Consider the following 26,017-nt stretch of genomic DNA (forward strand, 5'->3'; position numbering starts at 1 on the left):
CTCAACTCGAAGGACAACTTCTATGAATACTGCAGAGAGAAATATTGGTGACGTACTGATAGTCGGTGGAGGGATCAGCGGTATCCAGGCCTCGTTGGACCTGGCCAACTCCGGATTCCGGGTCTTCCTGGTGGATAAATCCCCCGCCCTCGGCGGAAAGATGTCCCAGCTGGACAAGACCTTTCCCACCAACGACTGCTCCATGTGCATCGAGTCTCCGAAATTCATCGAATGTGCCAGGAACCCCAACATCGAGATAATCACCTATACCGAGGTGGAACGGGTCGACGGGGAGGCCGGCGATTTCAAGGTGACCCTGACCAAGAAGCCGCGCTACATCTCGGAAGAGAAGTGCACTGGCTGCAACATCTGCGTGGACTACTGCCCGGTCAAGATTAAGGACCCATTCAACCAGAACCTCTCGGAAAACAAGGCGGTCCATATCTACTTTTCCCAGGCGGTGCCCCTGGTCACCTACGTGGATCCGGAAACCTGCTTATATCTCAAGGAAGGGAAGTGCCAGATCTGTGTCGGCGCCTGTAAGACCAATGCCATAGATCTGCACCAGAAGCCGGAAACCATGGTGGTGGAGGTGGGGGCGATCATCCTCTCCCCAGGCTACGAGACCTTCAATCCCAAGCTGCGCGGCGACTTCGGCTATGGGCAGATGAAGAACGTGGTCACCAGTCTTGATTTCGAGCGGATCCTCTGCGCCACCGGCCCATACGAGGGTGAGATTCTGCGTCCTTCTGACGGCAAACACCCCCACAAGATTGCCTGGATCCAGTGCGTCGGCTCGCGGCAGGTGAACGAAGGGGGCAACAACTACTGCTCGGCAGTCTGCTGCGCCTACAGCCAAAAACAGGTGATCCTGGCCAAGGACCACGATGCCGACCTCAAGGCGACCATTTTCCATAACGACGTCCGCGCCTACGGCAAGGATTTCGAGCGTTTCCATCAGCGGGCGGAACGCCTGTCCGACGTGCGCTTCATCCGCAGCTACGTGACGGTGGGGCGTGAGATCGAGAGTACCAATAACGTTACCATCAGGTATTCCACTTTTGAAGACGGGGTCAAGGAAGAGGAATTCGACATGGTCGTCCTTTCGGTGGGACTGAATCCCCCCAAGGACGTGGAGCAGCTGGCCCAGCGGATCGGCATCGAGCTCACCGACCAAAAGTTCTGCAAGAATAACCCCTACAACCCCATCGAGACCTCCCGCAAGGGGATCTTCGTCAGTGGCGCCTTCCAGGGCCCCCTGGACATTCCAGAATCGGTCGTAACCGCCTCCGGTGCCGGTGCCCTCTGCGGACAGCTCCTCTCCTACCGGCGCCACCGGCTGGAGCGGGAAAGGGTCTACCCCCCAGAGAAGGATGTCTCCCAAGAGGAGCTGAAGATCGGGGTGGTCGTCTGCTACTGCGGCGCCAACATCGGCCGGGTCGTCAATATCCCCGAGGTGATCGAGTATGCCGCGACGCTCCCCAATGTGGCCTGGGCCGGCGAAAACCTCTTCGCCTGCTCCACGGAAAACGCCAAGCAGATCTCCGACGCCATTGTCGAGAAGGGGCTGAACCGGGTGGTATTGGCGGCCTGTACGCCGCGAACCCACGAACCGCTCTTCCGCGACACCTGCCGCGAAGCGGGGCTCAACCAGTACTACTTCGAATTCGCCAATATCCGCGAGCACTGCTCCTGGGTCCATTCCCGGGAGAAGGAGGCCGCAACCGAGAAGGCCAAGGAGATTGTCAGGATGTCGGTGGCCAGGGCCGCCCATCTGGAGCCGCTACAGGAGTTCCAGCTGCCGGTGGATCATACCGGCCTGGTGGTGGGCGGCGGGGTGGCCGGCATGACGGTGGCCTTGAACATGGCCGAGCAGGGCTTCGAGGTTTACCTGATCGAGAAGGACGACGATTTGGGGGGCATGGCGCGACGGCTCCACTACACCCTCGAGGGAATGGATGTCCAGTCCTACCTCAAGGACCTGGTGAAGAAGGTCTACCGGCATCCGCAGGTCCACGTCTGGACCGATGCTACCATCACCGACGTTTCCGGCTATGTGGGTAACTTCGTTACCAAGGTGGTCTCCCAAGGACGGGTCAGGGAGGTGAAGCACGGGGTGGCAGTGATTGCTACCGGCGCCCAGGAGTACAAACCCACCGAGTACCTCTACGGGGAGAATGAGAACGTCCTCACCCAGTTGGAACTGGAAGGGGAGATCGTTGCCGGAGCCGACCGGGTGAAAAATGCCCAGAGCGTGGTGATGATCCAGTGCGTCGGCTGCCGGCAGGCGGACCGCAACTACTGCAGCCGCGTCTGCTGCAGTCAGGCCATCAAAAACGCCCACAAGTTGAAAGAGATGAATCCGGAGATGGAGATCCAGGTCCTGTTCCGGGATATGCGCACCTACGGCCTCAAGGAGACCTATTACCGCCAGGCTTCGGAGAAGAACGTCAAGTTCATCCGCTACGAGGCGGACACCAAACCGGTGGTGGCGGCAAACGGCAACGGCTTCACGGTGACCGTGCCCGACCCGGTCCTGGGGCAGATGATGGAGCTGGAAGCAGACCTGGTGGTCCTGGCCGCGGCGGTCATTCCTGCCCCATCCAGTGCCGATGCAGGCAAGTTCTTCAAGGTCTCCAACAACCCGGACGGCTTCTTTCAGGAGGCCCATGTGAAGCTCAGGCCGGTGGATTTTGCCGCCGACGGCGTCTTCCTGGCCGGTACCGCCCACTATCCCAAGCACCTCACGGAAACCATCAGCCAGGCGTTTGGTGCTGCCGGGCGCGCCGTGGGAATCCTCTCCAAAGAGACAGTCACCGCTTCCGGAGCCGTCTGCGACGTGACCGAGAGCGACTGCGTCTCCTGCGGTGCCTGTATCACTGCCTGCAAGTACGGGGCAATCAGCTTTCACGATACGCCGAAAGGAAAAAAGGCCAGGGTCGAACCGATCCTCTGCAAGGGGGATGGTCTCTGCAACGCCAAGTGTCCCACTGGGGCGATCTATCTGAAGCATTACACCGATGATGAGATCTTTGCCCAAATCGACGCGGCCCTGCCGGATCGTAAGGCTGCGGATTAAATCAATGACAAGGCGTAACCGCCTGAAAGGAGGAAACAATGGCTACCGAAGATAAACCACGGGTTGTCGGCTTCCTGTGTACATGGTGAGCGTACGGCGCTGCCGACCTGGCTGGAGTTTCCAGACTGCAATATACAACCGAAACAAAGATTATCCGTATCATGTGCACCGGCAGGGTGGACCTGGCGTTCATAGCCCGGGCATTCGCGAAGGGGGCTGACGGGGTGTTCATCGGCGGCTGCTGGCCTGGTGAATGCCACTATGTGACCGAAGGAAACCTGGATGTGCTGAAGAACGTCCACATCGCCAAGAAGGTCCTGGAGCAGATCGGCATCAATCCCGATCGGCTGCGGCTCGAATGGATCTCTGCCTCCGAGGGGATGCGCTACGCCGAGGTGATGAACGACTTTGGCAAAAGGCTCAAGGAGCTGGGGCCGCTGGGCAAAGGGGAAGGGATCGAGGAGCATTCCCTGAAGATCAGGCTGGAAGCGGTGACGAAGCTGGTGCCGTACCTGAAACTGGTGGAGCGGGAACGGTTGAGAATGCGCTTCGATACCGAGGATGCTTATAGCGAGTTCTTTGCCGGCCCCGAAGTAAAGAAGCTCTTCGACGACCTGGTGGTGAACAAGCTGATGGTGAGCCAGATCACCCTACTCTTGCGGGAGAAGCCCCTTTCCACCGGCGAGATAGCAGAGAGTCTCGGACTCAATGCCTCCGAAGTATCGCGGCATCTGAAGAGCTCCACCATGCATGGACTGATCAGGTTCGACGAAGGGCTGAAGCGGTATGCCCTGCCTTAAAAAGCTGATTGTGGTTCAACAGCAGGAATAAGAAAAGGGATGCGACCATGGACATCAAAAGAATAGACGAGATCATCGAGAAGCATGACAGCGAAGAGAGTTCCCTGATCCAGATTCTCCTGGACATTCAGAGCGAACATCACTGGCTGCCCAAGGAGGCGCTCAACAGGGTTGCCGAAAAGCTGCAGGTCCCCCTGAGCCGCATCCAGCATATTGCCACCTTTTACAAGGCCTTCAGCCTGGTGCCCAAGGGGCGTCACGAGGTCCATGTCTGCATGGGGACAGCCTGCCATGTGCGCGGCGCCCAGCGGGTTTTGGATGCGGTTCAGGATGCGACGGGCATCAAACCGGGGGAAACGGACGCCGACCTGAAGTTTAGTCTGGAGACGGTCAACTGCCTCGGCTGCTGCGCCCTTGGACCAGTCATGGAGGTGGACGGCAAGCACCACGGCAACATCGCCCCGTCCCAGATTGCATCGGTGTTGAATAACTGCGATTAAGGGTCAAACTATGACAAGGTTGAGCTCACCAGAAAAATTGGAATGCGCGAGGAAAGAAATCGTCGCTAAAATCGACCCCTCCAAGCCCTGTATCTCCGTCTGCGCCGGTGCCGGGTGTCTTGCTTCCGGGGCGGCCGAGGTCATTGCCGCCTTCAAGACGGAGCTGGAATTCCATGGCCTGACGACTGAAGTGAACACCAGGGGAACGGGCTGCCCGGGCTTTTGCGAGCGGGGTCCCATCGTCATGATCTACCCGGGGGAAATCTGCTATCTGCAGGTGAAGCCGGCTGACGTTCCGGAGATCGTCTCCCACACCATCAAAGAGAAGAAGGTGGTGGAGCGCCTGCTCTATGTGAACCCGGCAACGGGGGAGAAGGTCACCCGGGAATCGGAGATTCCCTTTTACAAGAATCAGCAGCGCAACATCCTTAGTGAGAACATCCGGCTCGATTCCAAGAGCATCGACGACTACCTGGCCATCGGCGGCTACTCGGCGCTCTCCAAGGTCCTCTTCCAGATGAAGCCTGAGGATGTCATGGGGGAGATCAAGAAATCGAACCTGCGCGGCCGTGGTGGGGGAGGTTTCCCCGCCTGGCGCAAATGGGAGGAATCCCGCAATGCGCCCGACCCGATCAAGTATGTCATCGTCAATGCCGACGAGGGTGACCCGGGGGCATTCATGGACCGGGCGCTCATCGAGGGGAATCCCCACTCCATCCTGGAGGGGCTCATCATCGGTGCCTATGCGGTCGGTGCCCACGAAGGATTCATCTATGTCCGCCAGGAGTACCCGCTGGCGGTCGTCAACATCAACCTGGCCATCAGGCAGGCGGCGGAGCGCGGCCTGGTCGGCAAGGATATCCTTGGCTCCGGCTTCGACTTCACCGTCAAGGTCCACATGGGGGCGGGCGCCTTCGTCTGCGGCGAATCCAGTGCACTGATGACCGCCCTGGAGGGGAGGGCGGGCGAACCGCGCCCCAAATACATCCATACCGCCGTCAAGGGGGTCTGGGACCATCCGAGCGTTCTCAACAACGTGGAAACCTGGGCAAACGTCCCGCAGATCATCAACAAGGGGGCCGACTGGTTCACCCAGTACGGTACCGAGGGGAGCAAGGGGACGAAGATCTTCTCCCTGGTGGGTAAGATCAGCAATACCGGGCTCGTCGAGGTCCCCATGGGGGTTACCCTCCGGGAGATCATCGAGAAGATCGGCGGCGGCATTCCCGGAGGCAAGAAGTTTAAGGCGGTGCAGACCGGGGGGCCGTCAGGGGGCTGCATTCCCGAGGCCCAGCTGGACCTGGTGGTCGATTTCGACCAGCTGACCAAGGCCGGCTCCATGATGGGCTCGGGGGGGATGATCGTCATGGATGAAGACACCTGCATGGTGGACATCGCCCGCTACTTCATCGACTTCCTCAAGGACGAATCGTGCGGCAAGTGCACCCCGTGCCGGGAGGGGATCAGGCAGATGCTCCGGGTCCTGACCAACATCACCACCGGCAAGGGCAAGGAAGGGGATATTGAACTATTGGAGGAACTGGCGGAATCCATGGGGGCAGCACTCTGCGCCCTGGGCAAGAGTGCACCCAACCCGGTCCTGAGCACGATCCGTTATTTCCGGGACGAATACGAGGCCCATATCAGGCAGCAAAGATGCCCGGCGCTAGCCTGCAAGGAAATGATCGCTTTCCATATCGATCCGGCCAAGTGCAAGGCGTGTGGCACCTGTTTCAAACAATGCCCCGCCGAGGCCATCGAAGGGGGCAAGAAGCGGATCCATGTCATCGACCAGGAAAAATGCACCAAGTGCGGCACCTGCTTCGATGTCTGCCCGAAACAGTTCGGTGCGGTGGGGAAGATCTCCGGCGAACCGGTTCCGCCCCCCGTTCCTGAAGAAAAAAGAGCCCTGTGAGTCGGCAAAACCGAGACTTCCGGCATAAGAGAGAACCAACATGAGCGAAATCCACTTACAGATCGATGGAAAAGACGTAGTTGCCAGTGAAGGCATGACCCTGGTCGATGCGGCCAAAAGTGTCGGCATCACCATCCCGACCCTCTGCCACCATGAAAAGCTCGAACCATACGGCGGCTGCCGCATCTGCACCGTGGAGGTGGAAGTCCGCGGCTGGCCGAAACTGGTTGCCGGCTGTATCTACCCGGTGGAGAAAGACCTGGTGGTCAGGACCCGGTCGGAAAAGGTGGACAAGGTCCGCAAGGTGCTGGTAGAGGAGATGCTGGCCCACGCCCCCGACTCGGAGCAGTTGAAGGTCCTGGCCGAGGAGTATGGAGCCGACAAGGACCGTTTCGACAAGCATCCCTCCTTCTGCATCCACTGCGGCCTCTGCGTCAGGTACTGCGCCGAGATCAAGAAAAAGCATGCCGTCGGCTTCGTGGACCGGGGTTCCAACCGGGAGATCAGCTTCTTTCCGGAGATCGCCGGCAAGGAATGCTGGGACTGCAAGGAATGCTTTCCGTTATGTCCCACCTCGGCACTGCAGGCGGCCTATGTACTGGCCGAGTCACTGATGAGCCCTCCGGAAGAGGCTGGTGGTTGTGGCTGTTCCTGCAGCGGGCATAAAAAATAGGTCGACCCGAGACAGGCGGTCGCAGCAGCAAATTCTTTACCCGGCACGGTACCGGTCCGGCCTTGAAAGGAGCCACATGATGTGGTATCTCTTTCAAGGCCTTTTTTCGTCGAGGTCCGTCGCTGCAGCTCGGCCACCCGATCCAAAAGCCGCGGCAACTATGGATAAAGCGAGGGTGCACCGATGAGCGCAAACGAAGACACCGTTAAACCGGCCAGGGAAAACGATAAATATAATGTCCGTGCCGTTGAACGGGCACTATCGGTCCTGGAGGTCTTTGCCGCCGAGCGCCGCAGGCTCTCCCTCGACGAACTCACCAAACTGACCCGGCTTTCCAAGCCGACCGTTTTTCGCATCCTCTCCACCCTGCAGAGCAGAAAATTCGTCCTCCTGGACAAGAACGACGGCCGCTACCGGCTTGGATCCATATTTCTCACCCTTGCCTCCACGGTGCATGGATCGGTCGGTCTCGGTGCCATCGCCCGACCGCACCTCATCGCCCTGCGCAACGCCACCCAGGCGACGGTCCTTCTCGGAGCGCTACAGGAAGATCACCTTGTCTACCTGGACCGGAATGAAGGGCGGGGGCCGGTACGCCTGGCCAACGATATCGGCTGGCGGCGGGACCCGGCCAACTATGGCATGCTCGGCATGACCCTCATGGCCTGCCTCGATTCCGCCGAGGCCGAACGTCTTCTGGATGAATTTCCCCTTTCCCCGTACACGGAAAAATCACTTACCGACCGGGCCCGGTTTTTAAGCCGCCTTGCCGAGATCCGCCGGCTCGGCTATGCCCTGGAATTGGAGGAAGCCATCAACGGCGTCTGGGGCGTTGCCGCCCCGGTCCGCAATGCTGCAGGCGAGGCCGTTGCCGCCGTCGGTGCCGCCCTTCCCATGGCAGAACTGAACGATGAACGCATAACCGAAACTATCGCCCGGGTCACCGCCTGTGCCGGGGCAATTTCTTCCGATCTGGGCTACCGGGCCTGATCAGGCTCACTCCGCCGTAGTTCCCATTCTTCTTGCCGCACATCCCATTCCCTACTGAACTGACATCTTCAGCTGTGAACCCCTTTCTTGCAACGCCTGCTGAAAGACAATTTTTATTTCCAGTACACACTTCCCGGATTTTAGAAGGGCCAAAATTTTTATTGACAAGAATCACCCATAGTGGATAATAAATTTAAAAAATAAAATAACGTTTCATAGAATGAAATTTAAGGTAATTCAGGTAAAGGTAAAAGGGCACCACAGTGGTTCGAATCATTGTTATATTTCGCCAGACAGCAACAGGTAGCGAATTTTTTTGGGAGCAATAAGGTATTTTGGTACCAAGTTACGCAAAAGGAATGGCAGAGGGAGTAGCGTATGGGATATGCGGAAACGGGCTTTGAGCTGGAGGTGGATCTTACCAGCGGCAATATCGAGAAGTCGGCAACGGGTCCGAGGCAGCGGGATCTTTATTTGGGCGGGGACGGCATAGCCGCTGCCATTCTCAGGGAACGGGTCCCTCCTGAGGTTGAACCCTCTTCCCGGAAAAACCTGCTAATCTTCAGTGCCGGTCTGCTGGCCGCCACCCCGGTTCCCGGCGCCAGTCGGACCTGCGTCAGCAGCATTGATCCCCTGTCCAGCCGCCACGTGAGCGCCAATTTCGAGGGCTTTTTCGCCCCGGAACTGAAGCATGCCGGTTATGACCGGATCATCGTCCGTGGCAGGTCCGAAAACCTCGTCTATCTGCTGATTCACGACGACCGGGTGGAAATTCGCGATGCGGCCCATCTGCAGGGGAAAAGTCCCCTGGAAACCGCGGCCCTCATCCAGCGTGAGCAGAAAGATAGTAAAGTGCAGGTGGCGGCCATCGGTCCGGCGGGGGAAAACGGCGTTGCCCAGGCGAGCATCGGCCACGCCAACAGCAGCGCCTCTCAGGGAGTGGGGAAGATCATGGGGGACAAGGGGCTGAAGGCCATTGCCGTCCGCGGCACCAGGGACATTTCCATTGCGCGCCCCGCCGAGCTCTTTGCCTTATGTAATCCCCTCTATGGCGAGATTTACGACCATCCTTCCTGTGGTGACCTCTTCCTGGACGAGCGTGACGCGGCCTGGCAAACGGCCCCATTGGAGTCGGGCCGGGTCAAGGGGTTCAGGGAAAGTGACGCAGACTGGCAGGTGCGCGTGGAACGGGAGGAGATCAGCTACCAGTGGGAAAACTACAGCCAGGAGCTTGAGGAAGTGCGGGAGATCATCGTTGAACAGAGCGAGCTCGTACGAGGCACCGGCTGTTACAACTGTCCGCGGGATTGCCATCGGGCGGTCACTCTGCCGGGTGGGCGCCGGTATTACCTGAAGTCGTATGCCAGGCTTGCCTCTGCAATGGCAGCCCATGACGAGCTGCCCCTCAATTACGAGGTCCTCTTTGCCCTTCAGGAGCATGGTCTTGACGAGGCTGCCATGGTCGAACTATATGCCGGTGTCGAAAAACTGATCGAAGCCGGTATCCTCACCGGCAATGATCTTCCCGACTATCCCGCCGAGGGTGTCGGACGATTTCTCTACCTGGTGGAGAAAGTCTCGCAGCGCCGGGGAATCGGCGAGCTTTTGGCAGACGGCATTGGTGCCGCTGTAGCACGAATCGGCAAAGGGGCGGGAAAACATCTGCCGGTCGTAAACGATGTGCAGACTACTGATGCATCCCCTGCCCATGCCGACGATATCCTCGGGATCTGCTCCCTGCTGTCGTCTGCCCGTGCCCGGTTGGACTGCAATCCTCCCTACCATCTGCAGAACCTCTCCCGGCTCGCTTCGCTCGCTTCCGGCCAGGAGCTGGACAGTGAAGGCCTGCTGGAGATATGTCGCCGGAACAGGCAGTTGATACGGGAGATGGACGCCGAGAGGGATGAGCGGAAACGATCAAAGGAAGCGAGGTAACACATGAGGTACGCAGAGACCGGATACAATCTGGAAGTGGACCTGACCCGGGGGACCGTCAAGCGGGTGCAGTCCGACCCTCGACTGACCGAGCTTCATCTGGGGGGGCAGGGGACGGCGGCGAAGATACTCTGGGAGCGGGTGCCGCCGGAAACGGACCCCCTGACACCGGAAAACTTCCTCATCTTCAGTGCCGGTCTGCTCCACGGCACCCCGGTTCCCGGGGCCAACCGCACCTCGGTGAGCACTTTTTCTCCCCTGACCAACCTCTATGTCAATTCACTGATGGGGGGATGGTTCGGACCGGAGCTGAAGCATGCCGGCTATGACAAGATCGTCATCGGTGGCGAGTCCCCTGGTCTCGTTTATCTCTATATACACAACGACAAAGTGGAGATACGGGATGCAAGCCATCTGGCGGGGAAAGGATGTCAGGAAACGGCGACGCTTCTGCGAGAGGAGCTGAAGGACCCGCGCATCCAGGTGGCGGCCATCGGACTGGCAGGAGAGAACCGGGTCTTCCAGGCGACCATCGAGCATGCCAATTCTTCCGCCTCTCGCCACGGAGTTGGCGCGGTCATGGGGGCCAAGCGGCTCAAGGCCATAGCCGTGCGCGGCACCAAGGACCTGAACATCGCCAGCCCTGCCAAGCTGTGGGAGCTTTGCCGCAATAAGTACCAGGAGATCCATGATAACAAGAACTGCGGCGATCCCATGGCCCACGACCACAACGAAAGTTTCCACGTGGACAACTTCGCCTGGGGCAATGCCAGGACGAGGCGCAAGGGATACTGGAGCAAAGAGCGGGAGGAGAGGTGGGTGGCCCAGTGGAAGGAGGTCCGGACCCGGGATTCGGGCTGCTACAACTGCCCCAAGGACTGCCACTACACCATTTCCTATCCCGGGCGCCATCCCTATTTCCTCAAATGCTTCAATAAGCTCACTTACTGCATGGCAGCCTTCGAGGAGATCGACTTCAACTACGACATCCTGGGATTAACCAGCGCCTATGGGCTGGATGGCTTCTCCACCCCCCAAGTCCTGGCCTTTGCCGTGGAATTGTACGAGGCGGGTATTCTCACCGATAAGGAGCTTCCCGATTTTCCGGCCGACGGCGCAGGCAGGTTCTTTTATCTCCTGGAGAAGGTCGTTCGCCGCGAAGGCATCGGCGACGTGCTGGCCAACGGGGTTTCGCGGGCCGCCGCGGAAATCGGCAACGGTGCCGAGGCCTTCGACCACAACACGACGAAGAAGGTCGAGCAGGTGCCTCTCAAGCTGGGGGTGATCAATTACCCCTTCTTTCTCATGTACTGCACCGGTGAAAAGATGAACATCACCCAGATCGAGGGCTCCTTTCCCCAAGCTCCCATTGCCGACCGGGAGAAACGGCAGAAATTCGTCGAAAGCTGGAATGCAGCCCCTGAACGTTTCAAGAAGTGGTTTCTGGAATGGGAGCCGAAGGAGCATATGCCCATCGAGGCGGCGGTCAACGTCTGCGACTGGAACGAGTCCATGCATTATGTGGATGATGCCATCGGCACCTGCGCCTGGCTCTCCTCCTTCAGGGGCCAGTTTGGCGGCTCGCCCCCCTACCATCTCTTTAACCTGCCGGAGATCATCTCTCTGGCTACCGGAATGGAGCTGGATTCAGACCGGCTCATGGAGATTTCACGCAGGAACCGGCAGCTGGTGAGGGCCCTGAATATCCGGCGCGGGCTGAGAAGGGCCGAAGAAAAGCCGCCGGAGGACCACTGGAAGATCCGCGACCACGAGATGGAGCAGAAGCATCTGGATGCCTACTACGAGTTCAAGGGGTGGACCAGGGACGGCATCCCCACCAAAGAGACATTGGACGGTTTGGGATTGGGTTACGTCAGCGATGACTTCGTGAACAGGGGAATCTTGCCGGACTGCGACAGCGTTCCGGTCCGGAAAGCCGGTGAATCGAGATAGCAGGAATAACGATGGAGGTGGTGGCCGTGAGCAATCAGCTGAAAAAGAGAACAGTAAAAGAGATAAGGGTGAATCTGGACAAATGCATCGGTTGCCGGGCCTGCGAAGTGGCCTGCTCAGGATTTCACGCCAAACCGAAATACAGCAGCATCAATCCGGAACGCTCCCGGGTCAGGGTGGTGATGGATCTGTTGAGCGACGTCTATGTGCCGATCCGCGCCGGTGACTATACCCAGGCCGAGTGCAGCGGCCGCAACACCTATACCATCAACGGCAAGGAATATACCCAGTGCAGCTTCTGCAGCGTTTCCTGCCCGGCCAGGGATCTCTTCAGGGAGCCTGACTCGGGTTTGCCTCTCAAGTGCGACATGTGCGAGGACGATCCGACCCTTGCCGAGCCCATGTGCGTTCAGGTCTGCCGCTGTGGTGCCCTGACCTATGCCTCGTGGGAAGAGGATGTGGCAGAAGAGTCGGTTAGAAGAGGGGAGATGGAGATCGGCTTGGAATGCCTGGTGACCCGCTTTGGCAAGGACAAGGTGGCCGATGCCTTCGATCAGCTGATGGGAGAAAAACGTTAAGAATTGGGAGGCCAGAGGCTAGGGACTTTTCGGTGTTTTTTTCAGAGGCAGCTTGGACTGGAATTTCAGTCTGAGCTGCCTTTTTTGTTCATCCTGTTTTTGATTCGTCGGACCATGTCCAGGGAAGGCAGTCGTGGCATCGGGAGAGAGCGACGAGCTACAGCGGCGAGCGGACACCCGCCGAATGTGGAACGAAGGCAATCAACCACTTAAAGCATCGTGCGCCATTGCACGGGCGGCACCGCTAGGTCCGCAGCTGTGGCGACAGAGCGAATGGACGATGTCGCGACTGCCTTTACTTCGCTGGGATTTCCGGATGAGCTTTTTCACCATTAAAGGGTTCAACTCTTGGCAAAAGTGAGGGCGGTGCGTACGTTGCCGACCAGGTTGATGAGCCGCGGGCCAATATCGTTTTCGATCAGCTGCCGCGACAGCTGGAATGATGCACCACTGCAGCTGAAGCCCATGATGGTGCCGTCATCGAGGACCAGCGGGACGGCAACGGCATGCACTTCGGTGCGCCAGTTGCCGAGGCTCGTACAGTAGCCGAACTGCCGATACTCAGCCATTGCCTGGTCGAAGCCTGCCTTTACTGTCGGCCAGTTCTGCTCGTCGTTGGCCTTGATCTGCGCCATGAGCTCATTCCGCTCATCCTCGGGCATTACGCAGAGGTAGGCCCTGCCCATGGATGTGGTGGCGATGGGAATTTGCGAGCCCACATCCAGTTGCACCGTGAGGGTGGCGGTGTTGCGATAGGTATCGATGTAGATGAGATTCAGGTGATCGCGGATGCCCAGATTGACCGAGGCCTGGGTGTGCTCGGCCAGGGCCTGCATCAGGGGGCGGGAAATACGGCGGATGTCCATCTGCCCCAGTTTTGCGTAGCCGAGGGCAATGACCGCATTGCCCAGGGAGTATTTGTTGGTGGTTTGGGAGTAATTGAGGTAGCCCAACTCCGAGAGGGTGTAGGTCAGCCGCGAAACGGTCGATTTGGGGAGCTTCGTTCTCTTGGCAATATCCTGGTTTCCCAAATAGCGGTCACTGGGGTGAAAGCAACTCAGCACCTCAAGCCCTCGCGCCAGCGCTTCCACAAACTTGCGCGCCTCCGCCGGCTCCCTGTTGGTTTTCCGGTCCATGGTCATGCCGATTGTCTCCCTTGCTTGCAGATGTTTGTGCCGAGATCCTCGGTTCATAGGGTTGCACAATGGGGGGATGGTGTCAACTGTAATTCCTGTAAAATGGTAAAAAAATTCCGCATTATGGAATTGATCTTGCTGGTGAAACTGCCACACGCTGACTGCTCGATGGCGTATGACTGGCAGTTTAGGGGAAAATTTTGAACGTTTGATAAATACAAAGCTGGTGTAAAAATTTTACTTGCAATTTATATTTTTTCGAATATCATAAATTTCAGAACAAATGTTCTGCATAGTGGAATTTAAATCGAGAATAGAGCACCTTGCTGAAAAATGCAAGATAATGGGCTGAAAAATATTTCAGTAAAACATAAGTTTGTACGAGACAGGGCGTTGGACGCAATCGTTCATCGCCATTTACACTAGACAAAATGCGCAATTAACCTGTTTCGGTAATAGCGCTTGACAAAAAATAAGCATTGCGGTACTTATTTACCAAAAGGTAAAACTGAGATTACGTTTTAAAATTACCACATGGGCAGGCAGGATGGCCATGTGGTCCAGGTTCATAACCGGTAACTAACCATAGGCAAGGAGATCACCATGAGATTCGGACTTACGGATGAGCAGAAGATGATGCAGGACATGGCGCGGGATTTTGCCCAGAAGGAAATCTTGCCCACACTCAAGGAAGATGAGGCAAACCACACCTTTCGCCCTGAACTGGTGAAGAAGATGGCCGATCTCGGCTTTTTCGGCTGCGCGCTCCCCGAGGAATACGGCGGTAACGGCTGCGGATTCCTGGAATCGGTCATTATTGCTGAGCAGCTCGCCATGGTCAGCGGTTCATCCCGCCTGCCGCTCAACATGCAGAACATCGGCCCGGCCATCACCGTCAACAAGTTCGGCACCAAGGAGCAGAAGGAGCGCTTCATACCCAAGTGGGTGAGCGGCGAATACTTCGGCTTTTTTGCCATCACCGAACCCAATTCCGGCTCCGACGTCGTCAGCATGGGGACCACTGCCACCGACCGCGGCGACCACTGGGAGCTGAACGGCCAGAAGATGTGGATCTCCAATGCCCACGTGGGTGATTACGGCCTGGTCTACGCCATGACCGACAAGAGCGCCAAATACAAGGGTATGACCTGCTTCATCGTCAACCTGAAAGGGAACGACGGGATTATTACCGCGGCGATCGAGACCAAGGTGGGTCTCCACTGCGCCCCCACCGGCGAAATCTCCTTCAACCAGGCGAAGATTCCCAAGGACTCGGTCTTGGGCGAAGTGGGCCAGGGCTTCCAGATCTGCATGTTCCAGTTGAACAACACCCGTATCAGCTGCGCTGCCGGAGCGCTCGGCATCGGCGGGGGCGCCATTGAGGCCGCCATCGGCTACGCCAACGAGCGGACCCAGTTCGGCAAGAAGATCGGCTCCTACCAGATGATCCAGGCTTCCATCGCCGAGATGGTCGCCGAGCATGAAGCGGCGAAGCTCCTCGTCTACCAGGCCGCCTGGCTCAAGGACCAGGGACTCCCCAACCAGTATCAGACCTCCATGGCCAAGCTTTTCGCCTCCGAGGCAGCGGTGCATGCGGCCACCGAGACGATGAAGATTTTCGGCAGCTACGGCTTCTCCACCGAATATCCAGCTGAGCGCTGGCTGCGCGATTCCATGTCCCTGCGGACAGTGGAGGGGACAAGCAACATCCAGAAGACCATCATTGCCGGCTTTGCCTTGGGAGATGTGACCAACCGCTGAGAAAGTCGGGCTGTAAGCTGAAGTCTTCCACCCAGCTATTTAATTACCATTGAAAGGTGTCCACTATGTCACGAAAACAAACGCCGTTGCGTCCGTATTTCGAGAAAATGGCCGATATCGGCAAGGCACTCTCTGAGGCAGAAATCAAGCGTGCCCAGGAAAATATCGATCTTGTCCGGGAGCAGGAGAAAATTCTCGCCCAGGAGGCAGAGCGGGTGAAGAATGCAGGGATTCCCGCCAAGAAGATTCACGAGCGGGGTGGGATGACCATCTACGACCGCCTGGAATACCTGGTGGACCCGGGGACCTGGTCTCCCCTGCACTCCCTCTACAACCCGCGGGACAATGAAGAGGGCTGCACCGGGGTGGTGAACGGTATCGGCAAGATCGAGGGGAAATGGGCGGTCATCATCGGTTTTGACAACAAGGTCATGGCCGGCGCCTGGATCGCCGGGCAGTCGGAAAATATCCTCATGGTCACCGACATGGCCAAGCGGCTCAATGTACCGCTGGTCTGGCTGACCAACTGCAGCGGCGTCAAACTGATGGAGCAGGAGACCGTCTACGCCGGCCGACGCTCCAGCGGCGCCCCGTTCTACCGTCATGCCGATCTCAACCACCTGGGAATCCCGATCCTGAACGGCATCTACGGCACCAATCCTGCCGGCGGCGGCTATCAGGGAATCAGCCCGACCATCCTGCTGGCCCATGATGGTGCGAACATCGCCGTCGGCGGTGCCGGCATCGTCGGCGGCATGAATCCCAAAGGCTATATTGATGCCGAGGCGGCCCGTGCACTGATCGACGGGACCAAGAGCTTTAAGGCCAAGGATCCGGGGCGGGTGGAGACCCATTTCGACCAGACCGCCTACTTCCGCGAAGTCCATGACACGGAAACCGGCGTGCTGGACGGCATCAAGGAGTATATGCGCATGATGCCCGCCTATGATCCGACCATGTTCCGGGTCGCGGCTCCCGCACCCCCCAAATTCCCGGTCGAGGATCTCAACATGATCCTGCCGGCCAACCAGAAACGCCCCTATGATGCCATCCAGATCCTGGCGCGCCTCACCGACAACAGCGAGTTCATGGAATACCGCCCCGATTACGGCCGTGAGGTTTTTGCCGGCATCGGCAAGATCGACGGCTTCCCGGTGGCCTTCATCGGCAACCGGCAGGGTGTTTTCCCAGGCTATCCGGAATACGCCAATGGTGCCTATCCGGCGGTAGGGGGCAAGCACTACCGTCAGGGGCTTATCAAGCAGGGGGAGTTCGTCACCCTCTGCGGGCGTGATAACCTGCCGATAGTCTGGCTGCAGGACACCACCGGCATCGATGTGGGGGATCTGGCCGAAGAGGCCGAACTGCTCGCCTTGGGCCAATCGCTGGTCTACTCCATCGAGCAGACCGAGCTCTCCATGATGTGCGTGGTGCTGAGAAAGGGTACCGCTGCCGCCCACTACATCATGTGCGGCCCCCAGGCCAATAACAACAATGCCTTCACCCTCGGCACGCCGCTGACTGAAATCTACGTCATGCACGGCGAGACCGCTGCCGCTGCCTCCTATGCCCGGCGGCTGGTCAAGGAAGAGGAGGCGGGCAACGACCTTACCCCGGTCCTGGACAAGATGAACCAGATGATCCAGGACTACCAGGACAAGTCACGCCCGGCATACTGCGCTAAGACCGGTTTCGTCGATGAAATCGTCTCGCTCCCCGACCTGCGCAAATACATCCAGGCTTTTACCGGCGCCAACTATCAAAATCCCCGGTCGATCACGCCGGTGCATCAAATGCTGCTGCCTCGCATCATCAAGGGATAACGGCTTTACCAGAAAGGCCCCGGACGATACTGCCCGGGGCCTTTGTCTCTCCCCTCACCGTTGTCCCCATCCATGGGGCTGAAGTGTTCAGGAAATCGTCATCAAGCGCTTTGCCTATAAAAATGATTTGAAAGGAGTTGCACATGAGTAAAGGAAAGAAGCCATTGGGTATTACCGAGGTCGTCCTGAGGGACGCCCATCAGTCCCTTTTCGCCACCCGCCTCCGTCTGGACGACATGCTCCCCATCGCCCAAAAACTCGACCAGGTCGGCTACTGGTCCATCGAGATGTGGGGTGGAGCAACCTTCGACTCCTGCATCCGTTTTCTCGGCGAGGACCCGTGGGAGCGCCTGCGGGAACTGAAGAAGGCCATGCCGAATACCCCGCAGCAGATGTTGTTCCGTGGCCAGAACATCCTCGGTTACCGCCACTATGCCGATGACGTGGTGGAGAAGTTCGTGGAGCGGGCGGCGTTCAACGGCATCGATGTCTTCCGTGTTTTCGACGCCATGAACGACCCACGCAACCTGGATACGGCCATCAAGGCGGTCATCAAACATGGGAAGCATGCCCAAGGCACCATGTCCTACACCGTCAGCCCGGTGGATACCATTCCAAAATGGGTCGATCTGGCCAAGCGCATCGAGGACATGGGGTCCCACTCCCTGTGCATCAAGGATATGGCGGGGCTGATGGCTCCCTATGCCGCCTATGACCTGGTCAAGGCCCTGAAGAAGGCCATCAAGATCCCGATCCACATGCAGTGCCACGCCACTACCGGCATGTCCACCGCCGCCTATGTGAAGGCAATTGAGGCGGGTGTCGAGAACGTCGATACCTCCATCTCCTCCATGAGCATGACCTACGGCCATTCCCCCACCGAGACCCTGGCGGCGATCTTCGCCGATACCGACCAGGCGACCGGCCTCAACATGGAACTCTTGCAGGAGATCGCCGACTATTTTACGGTGGTGCGTAAGAAGTACGCCAAGTTCGAAGGTTCCCTCAAGGGGGTGGATGCCCGCATCATCTCCGCCCAGGTGCCGGGGGGGATGCTCACCAACATGGAGAGCCAGCTGAAGGAGCAGAACGCCGCCCACAAGATGGACCTGGTGCTGGCCGAGATCCCGAAGGTGCGTCAGGATCTGGGAATGATCCCGCTGGTCACCCCCACCTCGCAGATCGTCGGCACCCAGGCGGTTATTAACGTACTGACCGGGGAACGCTACAAGTCCATGACCAAGGAGACTGCAGCGGTCCTGAAGGGTGAATACGGCGCCACTTCCGCCCCAGTCAATAAAGAGCTGCAGCAGAAGGTCCTTGCAGGGGCCGAGCCGATCACCTGTCGTCCTGCCGATCTGCTCGATCACGAAATGGACCGCCTCACCGAGGAGCTGCGTGAACTGGCCAAGGGGAAAAACCTCAAGTTCGGCGATCACGAGGTGGAGGATGTGCTCACCTACGCACTCTTCCAGCAGGTCGGGCTCAAGTTCCTTGAGCACAGGGACAATCCCGACATGTTCGAGCCGGTTCCCACTGGGGAAGAGGCTGCTCCCAAGGCCGCAGCTCCTGCGGTAGCCGGGGGAGAAACCTTCACCGTTACCGGTGGTGGGCAGACCTTCGTGGTGCAGGTTGCCAAGGCGACCGGGGCGGCAGCAGCCGCAGCGGCAGCAGCCGCCAACGCCAATGCAGGAGCGCCTGCAGCTGTACAATCAGCCGGTCATGACATCGTCTCACCCCTTGCGGGCAATGTCTGGAAGATCGAGGTCGATCCCGGCCAGGAAGTGAAGGAAGGGGATCTCCTGCTGATTCTCGAAGCGATGAAGATGGAAAACGAAATCTTCGCCGACCGGGATGGGATCGTCGGCACCATCCATATCCAGGAAGGCAACGCCGTCGATATCGGTCAACCTCTCGTCACCCTGATCGGTGACGGAGCTGCACAGGTTGCTACCGCTGCAGCTCCGGCTGCTGCAGGAGCTGCAGCACCAAAGAACGGCGTTACCGCCCCCCTGGCCGGCAATGTCTGGAAGATCGAGGTGACGCCCGGCCAGCAGGTACAGGAGGGGGATCTCCTCCTGATTCTCGAAGCGATGAAGATGGAAAACGAGATCTTTGCCCACAAGGACGGGGTCATCAACCAGATCCTCATTCAGGAGGGGAATGCCGTTGACATTGGGCAGGTGCTCCTGACCCTGGACTAACAGACTATTGAAAACTATTGCGATCCCGAGCTGCTGCGTTACCGCTCGCTCAAAACCTCAACGTACAAAGTGTACGCCTCGGTTTTTCGCTCCTTGAGCCTTGCATCTCGGCATCCTCTTGACGTTTTCCAAAGCCTGTAAGTAATCAAATTGCAACCTTAAGTTCTGTCGGGAATCTTTTCCCGACAGAACCCCCAGTCGGAGGACAATAAATGAGCAAGAAATCCGCAGCACTTGAATACCACTCGACCGGCCGCAAAGGGAAGATCGAGGTCATTGCCACCAAGCCCTGCCAGACCGCGCAGGACCTTTCCCTGGCATATTCTCCCGGTGTGGCCGAACCGTGCCTGGCAATCGAGCAGACCCCCGAAGACGCCTACCAGTACACTGCCAAGGGGAACCTGGTGGCGGTCGTATCCAACGGCACTGCCGTCCTTGGTCTCGGCAACATCGGAGCCCTGGCGGGCAAGCCGGTCATGGAGGGGAAGGGGGTTCTCTTCAAGCGCTTTGCGGACGTGGATGTCTTCGACATCGAGCTGAACAGCGAGAATCCGGATGATATCATTCGCGCCGTTCAGCTTCTCGAACCGACCTTCGGCGGCATCAACCTTGAGGATATCAAGGCGCCGGAGTGCTTCTACATTGAGGAGGAACTGAAGAAGACCATGAACATCCCGGTCTTCCATGATGACCAGCACGGTACGGCCATCATCTCCGCAGCCGGTCTCATCAATGCCCTGACCCTGGTGGACAAAAAAATTGAAGAGGTCCGCCTCGTTGTCAACGGCGCCGGCGCCGCAGCCATCGCCTGTGCCAACCTGGTCGTCTCACTGGGGGTCAAGCGGGAAAACATCATCATGTGCGACACCAAGGGGGTCATATACAAAGGGCGCACCGAGGGGATGAACAAATACAAGGAGCGTTTCGCCGTCGAGACGCCCATGCGCACCCTGGAGGAGGCAGCAGTGGGGGCAGATGTCCTCTTTGGGCTTTCTTCCAAGGGGGCATTCACCCCGGAGATGGTCCGCACCATGGCCGCCAATCCCATTATCTTTGCCATGGCCAACCCCGACCCGGAGATCACCCCCGAGGAGGCCCGCAAGGTCCGGGGTGACGTGCTGATCGCCACCGGCCGCTCCGATTACCCGAACCAGATCAACAACGTCCTGGGCTTTCCCTTCATCTTCCGTGGAGCGCTGGACGTACGAGCCACCACCATCAACGAGGAGATGAAAAAGGCGGCGGTCTTCGCCCTGGCGGAACTGGCCCGCGAAGAATGTCCCGACTCGGTCTGCCGTGCCTACGGCAACGTCAAGTTCAGCTTCGGCCGGGATTACATCATTCCCAAGCCATTCGATCCCCGGGCGCTGATGCGGGTCGCCCCTGCCATTGCCAAGGCGGCCATGGACTCTAGGGTTGCGAGACAGCCCATTGCCGACATGGATAAATATGTGGAGATGCTGGAGTCGCTCCAGGGCAAGGCTAAAGAAACCCTGCGCATGATCATCAACAAGGCGAAGTGCGAGCCGAAAAGCATCGTCTTTCCCGAGGGGGAGAACGAAAAGATCCTCCGCGCCGCCCAGGTGCTGGTTGAGCAGGGTATCGCCCGTCCGATCCTGCTCGGCAACGAGAAGAAGATCCGCTGTACCCTGCAGGAGCTGGGCATCGACCTGAACGGCGGGGTGACGATCATCGATCCGGCCCATTCGGAGAAGGTGGACGCCTACGCCGAGGAATTGTATCGTCTGCGGCAGCGCAAAGGGCTTACCCGCTCAGAATCCCAGCGCCTCATGGCCCGCAAGTCCCGCACCCATTTCGGTTGCATGATGGTACGCCAGGGAGATGCAGACACGCTTCTCGCAGGTATCGACGCCAACTATGCCGAGACCATCCGCCCGGCCCTGCAGGTGATCGGCAAACAGGAGGGGCTCTCCAGCGTCCATGGTCTCTACATCATGGTCTTCAAAAAGGGGCTTTATTTCCTGGCCGATACCACGGTATGCATCGATCCCAATGCCCAGGAACTGGCCGAAACGGCCATTCTGACCGCGGAAATGGCCCGGATGCTGGAGGTGGAGCCGAGTATCGCCATGCTTTCCATGTCCAACTTCGGTTCCGTGCGCCATCCCCAGGCAGACAAGGTGAGAAGCGCTGTGGAACTGGTCAAGCAGAAGAAACCGGATTTGATCATAGACGGTGAAATGCAGGCGGATACGGCAGTGGTCACGGAAATTCTCCAGTCGAGCTTTCCCTTTTCCTCCCTGAAAAAAGCGGCGAACATCCTGGTCTTTCCCGAACTGACTTCCGGAAACATCGCCTACAAGCTCCTCCAAAAGCTGGGGGAGGCGGAAGCCATCGGGCCGATCCTGATGGGGATGAAGAAGCCGGTGCATATCCTGCAGCGCGGCGACGACGTAATGGACATCGTCAATATGGCTGCCATTGCCGTGGTGGATGCCCAGAACTGCAATCAGTCACGGGGATGATGGTTATCGGTAAAACAGGGGTCAGAGACATGCACTCGTCCAATAAAACACTCCATAAGGTCTATGCCCACTATGCTCACCTGAACCTGGAAGAGACGATCCTGGACGCCCTTGCAGCCGACGGCAAGAATCCCGATTCCCTTGAAATTGAGGATCTCGCTCCCATAGATCAATTCCATCTCCGCGGCCGTAAAGCCACCCACGACCTGGCCCGCGATCTCGGCCTCGACAGAAATATGCAGGTGCTGGATCTGGGGTGCGGTCTGGGTGGTGCATCCCGCCATCTTGCCAAAGAATTCGGCTGCCGTGTAACCGGCCTCGATCTGAGCGAAGACTACTGTCAGGTCGCTACCACCCTCACCCAGCGGCTCGGACTTGCCTCACGTGTCTCATTCATGCAGGGGAACGCCCTTGAGCTGCCGTTTGCCGATGGTTCATTCGACCTGGTCTGGACCCAGCACATGACCATGAACATTGCCGACAAACCGGGATTTTACCAGGAAGTATGGCGTGTGCTGAAGCCCGGAGGAAGGCTTGCCATGTATGACATCCTCGCCGGACCGGGGGGGGAAGTCTTGTTTCCCGTCCCCTGGGCGAGGGACCCTGCCACGAGTTTTCTGGTCGCCCCGCAGCTGTTGCTGGACCTGCTGGCCGAGACGGGGTTCGATATCCAGATTTGGCGGGATGTGACGGAATCGGCGCGTTTATGGACCCGTGCAACACAGGAAAGGCTGTACCTCGATCCCCCCCGAACGCTGGGCCTTCAATTGCTGCTGGGGCGGGATTTTCGCAAAATGGCCCACAACCAGTTTCTCAACCTGCAACAGGAGCGCATCACCCTGATCGAGGCTGTCGTCAGGCGCCCTTTGGTGGCAAAACCAGGGACGCATGCTATGATGTCTTGACAGCGAAAGCAGAATCGGGAGGCGTTATGAATGAGAAAGCAGAGGCAATGGTTGTTCCCATACTGAAGGACTCTTCTATCCATATGGATGGGCGGATAGCGGTCCTGACATTTCAACGCAACGATGTGCGCAATGCCCTGACCGGTACGGCGCTGATCGACGACATCGTCCGGACTGTGAACTGGGCCAATCGGGAGCCGGGTGTATCGGTTCTTGTCATCACCGGGGAGGGGAAGGCCTTTTCTTCGGGTGGCAACGTAAAAGAGATGCAGTCGCGAAGCGGCAGCTTTTCCGGCTCTCCCATGGAGATACAGGACAATTACCGACGGGGCATACAGCAGATTCCGCTGGTTCTGCACCAGGCGGAGATGCCGGTCATTGCCGCCGTCAACGGCCCAGCCATCGGTGCCGGGTTCGATCTGACCTGCATGTGCGATATCCGTATCGCCTCGACAAGGGCTCAGGTGGGCGAAGCCTTCATCAATCTCGGCATCACCCCGGGGGACGGGGGTGCCTGGTTCATGCAGAGGCTGATCGGCTATCAGCGGGCAGCCGAGCTGACCTTCACCGGCAGGATCGTCAAGGCCGACGAGGCGTTGCGGCTCGGCATCTTTCTAGAAGTGGTGGAGCCGGAGGCATTGATGCTGCGGGCATTGGAATTAGCCGGAGAGATTGCCGCCAAGCCCCCCCTTACGCTACGGCTGACCAAACGGATGATGAAACTGGCCCAGCGCAGTGAGCTCCCCGATTTTCTCGATCTCTGTGCCTGCTTCCAGACCATTGCCCATCATACCGATGACCATCTGGAAGCAGTAAACGCCTTTCTGGAAAAGAGACCGCCTTCCTACAAAGGGAAGTAAAAAGGATGGATTTTTTGCCCATCTGCATGGGGCAAAAACATGAACAGGCGGGGAGCAAGGGCTGATGCCGAAATTTATAGAATGTGGTTATAAAAAACCAGATTTTTTATTGACCATAATTCAGTATTGTGGTACCTATTTACTTAAAAGTTTGTATACTGAATATAAAAACATTGTTACAAAGGATTTTGAGACGTTTCCCTGGAGAAACTGTCCGGGACCGCACCTAAGCTGAGGAGGCTGATATGAGTGAAGTTTTTGTAGTTGAGTCGTTGCGGACGCCGTTGGGATCGTTCGGCGGGGTGCTTGCCGATGTGGATGGGCCTCATTTGGCTGCCACCGTCATCAAAGCGCTGCTGGAAAGAGCTGCCCTTAATCCTGAAGCGGTGGACGAGGTGATCCTTGGCCAGGTTCTATCCGGCGGCAGCGGCCAGGCCCCTGCCAGGCAGGCGCTCCGTTATGCCGGCCTTCCCGACTCCGTTCCGGCAATGACCATCAACAAGGTCTGCGGCAGCGGCCTGAAGGCGATCATGCTCGGGGCGGACGCCATTCGTCTGGGAGACGCCCATGTGGTGCTCGCCGGAGGCATGGAGAACATGTCTTTGGCTCCCTATGCGCTTCCCAAGGCGCGTAACGGCTACCGCATGGGGAACGGCGAGGTCATCGATCTCATGGTCAATGACGGCCTGATCGATCCCTACAGCAACAACCACATGGGGGTTATTGCCGAGGCGAATGCCGGCAACAACGGCCTGACCCGGGCGGAGCAGGATGAATTCGCCATTGCCTCTTACAAAAAAGCACAGGCTGCGGTCAACGATGGAATATTCAAGGACGAGATCGTGCCGGTAGTTAAAAAGGGGCGCCAGGGGGAGGTGGTCGTTGCCGAGGACGAAGAGCCGCTCAGGGGGGATACAGCCAAGCTGCCTGGACTTCGCGCCGCCTTCGCCAAAGAGGGAACCATCACCGCCGGCAATGCCTCGACCATTAACGATGGCGCCGGTGTGACCATGCTGGCCTCCGGCGCTGCGGTGAAGAAATACAACCTGAAACCGAAGGCGCGCCTGGTTGCCCATGCCACCAACAGTATCCATCCCGACCTCTTCACCGAGGCACCGGTGGGAGCCATTGAAAAGGCGGTGGCCAAGGCAGGGCTGAAGCTTGCAGATATCGACCTTTTCGAGCTCAACGAAGCATTTGCCACTGTGCCGATTCTGGCCATTAAGAAGCTGGGCATCGATCCGGCGAAGGTCAATGTCAACGGCGGCGCCTGTGCCATCGGTCACCCCCTCGGCGCCAGCGGCGCCCGCCTGGCGGCAACCCTGGTGCGGGAGCTGCACAAGCGGCAGGCACGCTATGGCCTGGCGACGCTTTGCATTGGCGGCGGCGAGGCGGTAGCAGCCATTTTCGAGAGGATATGAAAGGCCACTTTTACGCAATATCTGCGTAAGTCTCGGGATTCCTTGTGCGGCGTAGCGCATGCTACGCCTCCGCGCAATCCTTCGACAGCCTTGATCTTGCCAAAAATTGACCTTTCTGGTGATTAAACGAACGGGGGATGATCATGATCAAGAAGGTAGGAGTGCTAGGTGCGGGACAGATGGGAAGCGGCATCGCCCATGTTCTGGCTGTCCGGGAAATAGAGGTGGTTCTCTTCGATATCGCCGAAGAGCAGTTGACCAAGGCCGTTGCCGGCATCGAGAAAAACCTGGAGCGCCAGGCGAAAAAGGGTGAGGTGGACAGCGCTGCTATCCCAGCCATCGTCAAACGAATCCACACTACCAAGGTGATGGAGGATCTGGCCGACTGCGACATGGCCATCGAGGCGGTAACCGAAAGGGAAGCGCTCAAGCTGGAAATCTTTCGCAAGCTGGACGGCATCGTTAAAAAGGGGGCGATCCTTGCTTCCAACACTTCCTCCATCCCCATCACCCGTATCGCCGCCGTTACGTGGCGCCCTGAACTGGTCATCGGCATGCACTTCATGAACCCGGTGCCGGTGATGAAGCTGGTGGAGGTGATTCGCGGACTGGCCACCAGCGAGGCAACCTTCGATGCCACGGCAGCGCTCGTGGCAAGGCTGGGCAAGGAGATGGCAGTTTCCGCCGACTATCCCGGTTTCATCGTCAACCGCATCCTCATCCCCATGATCAACGAAGCAGCCTTTGCCCTCTTCGAGGGGGTGGCGAACGTGGAAGACATCGACAAGGCCATGAAACTGGGGACCAACCAGCCCATGGGTCCGTTGATCCTGGCTGATTTCATCGGCCTCGACACCTGTCTGGCCATCATGAACGTCCTCTACGAAGGCTTCAAAGATACGAAATACCGGCCCTGCCCGCTGCTGGTGAAGATGGTGGAGGCTGGCTACCTGGGCAAGAAAACCGGCAGGGGTTTTTACACCTACGCCTGATGGGGG

At 58.2% G+C, this 26,017-nt stretch carries 18 protein-coding genes; 17 read left to right on the top strand and 1 reads right to left on the bottom strand.

The features are described from left to right. The first annotated feature begins 22 nt into the window (after positions 1–22). The 9 genes from ML541_RS17245 to ML541_RS17285 all read left to right on the top strand — a co-directional run bounded on the left by ML541_RS17245 (position 23) and on the right by ML541_RS17285 (position 12,423). Positions 23–3,079 (top strand): FAD-dependent oxidoreductase, encoded by a 3,057-nt coding sequence (locus tag ML541_RS17245; protein ID WP_243374818.1) that lies wholly within the window; start codon positions 23–25, stop codon positions 3,077–3,079. A 38-nt stretch (positions 3,080–3,117) separates the two neighbouring features. Further along, on the top strand, positions 3,118–3,879 hold the full coding sequence (locus tag ML541_RS17250) for a hydrogenase iron-sulfur subunit (protein WP_243374821.1): 762 nt from the start codon (positions 3,118–3,120) through the stop codon (positions 3,877–3,879). A gap of 47 nt (positions 3,880–3,926) precedes the next feature. Beyond that, positions 3,927–4,379 carry an NADH-quinone oxidoreductase subunit NuoE gene (gene nuoE / locus ML541_RS17255; RefSeq protein WP_243374823.1) on the top strand — a complete coding sequence of 151 codons (453 nt, stop codon included), beginning with the start codon at positions 3,927–3,929 and terminating at the stop codon, positions 4,377–4,379. 10 nt (positions 4,380–4,389) lie between these two features. Then, a complete protein-coding gene (locus tag ML541_RS17260) occupies positions 4,390–6,294 on the top strand; it encodes an NADH-ubiquinone oxidoreductase-F iron-sulfur binding region domain-containing protein (protein WP_243374825.1) in 1,905 nt (634 codons plus the stop codon). A gap of 40 nt (positions 6,295–6,334) precedes the next feature. Then, a complete protein-coding gene (locus ML541_RS17265) occupies positions 6,335–6,967 on the top strand; it encodes a 2Fe-2S iron-sulfur cluster-binding protein (RefSeq protein WP_243374827.1) in 633 nt (210 codons plus the stop codon). Between the two features lie 183 nt (positions 6,968–7,150). Next, positions 7,151–7,957: an IclR family transcriptional regulator gene (locus ML541_RS17270; RefSeq protein ID WP_243374829.1), complete on the top strand. Its 807-nt coding sequence runs from the start codon at positions 7,151–7,153 to the stop codon at positions 7,955–7,957. Between the two features lie 378 nt (positions 7,958–8,335). Continuing rightward, complete coding sequence (locus ML541_RS17275) at positions 8,336–9,892, top strand: aldehyde ferredoxin oxidoreductase N-terminal domain-containing protein (protein ID WP_243374831.1); 1,557 nt, start codon at positions 8,336–8,338, stop codon at positions 9,890–9,892. Between the two features lie 3 nt (positions 9,893–9,895). After that, positions 9,896–11,845, top strand: coding sequence for an aldehyde ferredoxin oxidoreductase N-terminal domain-containing protein (locus ML541_RS17280; protein ID WP_243374832.1), 1,950 nt, complete (start codon positions 9,896–9,898; stop codon positions 11,843–11,845). Between the two features lie 11 nt (positions 11,846–11,856). Further along, positions 11,857–12,423, top strand: coding sequence for a (4Fe-4S)-binding protein (locus ML541_RS17285; protein ID WP_243374834.1), 567 nt, complete (start codon positions 11,857–11,859; stop codon positions 12,421–12,423). 341 nt (positions 12,424–12,764) lie between these two features. Here ML541_RS17285 and ML541_RS17290 read toward each other — a convergent pair whose 3' ends face one another. Then, on the bottom strand, positions 12,765–13,565 hold the full coding sequence (locus tag ML541_RS17290; protein WP_243374836.1) for an IclR family transcriptional regulator: 801 nt from the start codon (positions 13,563–13,565) through the stop codon (positions 12,765–12,767). A gap of 597 nt (positions 13,566–14,162) precedes the next feature. Here ML541_RS17290 and ML541_RS17295 point away from each other — a divergent pair. The 8 genes from ML541_RS17295 (at position 14,163) to ML541_RS17330 (ending at position 26,011) form a co-directional block, all read left to right on the top strand. Next, positions 14,163–15,320 carry an acyl-CoA dehydrogenase family protein gene (locus ML541_RS17295; protein ID WP_243374838.1) on the top strand — a complete coding sequence of 386 codons (1,158 nt, stop codon included), beginning with the start codon at positions 14,163–14,165 and terminating at the stop codon, positions 15,318–15,320. Positions 15,321–15,385: 65 nt separating this feature from the next. Then, complete coding sequence (locus ML541_RS17300) at positions 15,386–17,143, top strand: carboxyl transferase domain-containing protein (RefSeq protein WP_243374839.1); 1,758 nt, start codon at positions 15,386–15,388, stop codon at positions 17,141–17,143. A gap of 143 nt (positions 17,144–17,286) precedes the next feature. Continuing rightward, positions 17,287–19,347 carry a sodium-extruding oxaloacetate decarboxylase subunit alpha gene (gene oadA, locus ML541_RS17305; RefSeq protein WP_243374840.1) on the top strand — a complete coding sequence of 687 codons (2,061 nt, stop codon included), beginning with the start codon at positions 17,287–17,289 and terminating at the stop codon, positions 19,345–19,347. A gap of 212 nt (positions 19,348–19,559) precedes the next feature. Continuing rightward, positions 19,560–21,833, top strand: coding sequence for an NADP-dependent malic enzyme (locus tag ML541_RS17310; protein WP_243374841.1), 2,274 nt, complete (start codon positions 19,560–19,562; stop codon positions 21,831–21,833). A 29-nt stretch (positions 21,834–21,862) separates the two neighbouring features. After that, positions 21,863–22,738: a methyltransferase domain-containing protein gene (locus ML541_RS17315; protein ID WP_243374842.1), complete on the top strand. Its 876-nt coding sequence runs from the start codon at positions 21,863–21,865 to the stop codon at positions 22,736–22,738. A gap of 26 nt (positions 22,739–22,764) precedes the next feature. Then, on the top strand, positions 22,765–23,598 hold the full coding sequence (locus tag ML541_RS17320; RefSeq protein ID WP_243374843.1) for an enoyl-CoA hydratase-related protein: 834 nt from the start codon (positions 22,765–22,767) through the stop codon (positions 23,596–23,598). 245 nt (positions 23,599–23,843) lie between these two features. After that, positions 23,844–25,019, top strand: coding sequence for a thiolase family protein (locus ML541_RS17325; protein WP_243374844.1), 1,176 nt, complete (start codon positions 23,844–23,846; stop codon positions 25,017–25,019). Between the two features lie 143 nt (positions 25,020–25,162). Then, on the top strand, positions 25,163–26,011 hold the full coding sequence (locus tag ML541_RS17330) for a 3-hydroxybutyryl-CoA dehydrogenase (protein ID WP_243374845.1): 849 nt from the start codon (positions 25,163–25,165) through the stop codon (positions 26,009–26,011). Positions 26,012–26,017 lie beyond the last annotated feature (6 nt).

Source organism: Geotalea sp. SG265 (assembly GCF_022808985.1).
Classification (GTDB): Bacteria; Desulfobacterota; Desulfuromonadia; order Geobacterales; family Geobacteraceae; genus Geotalea.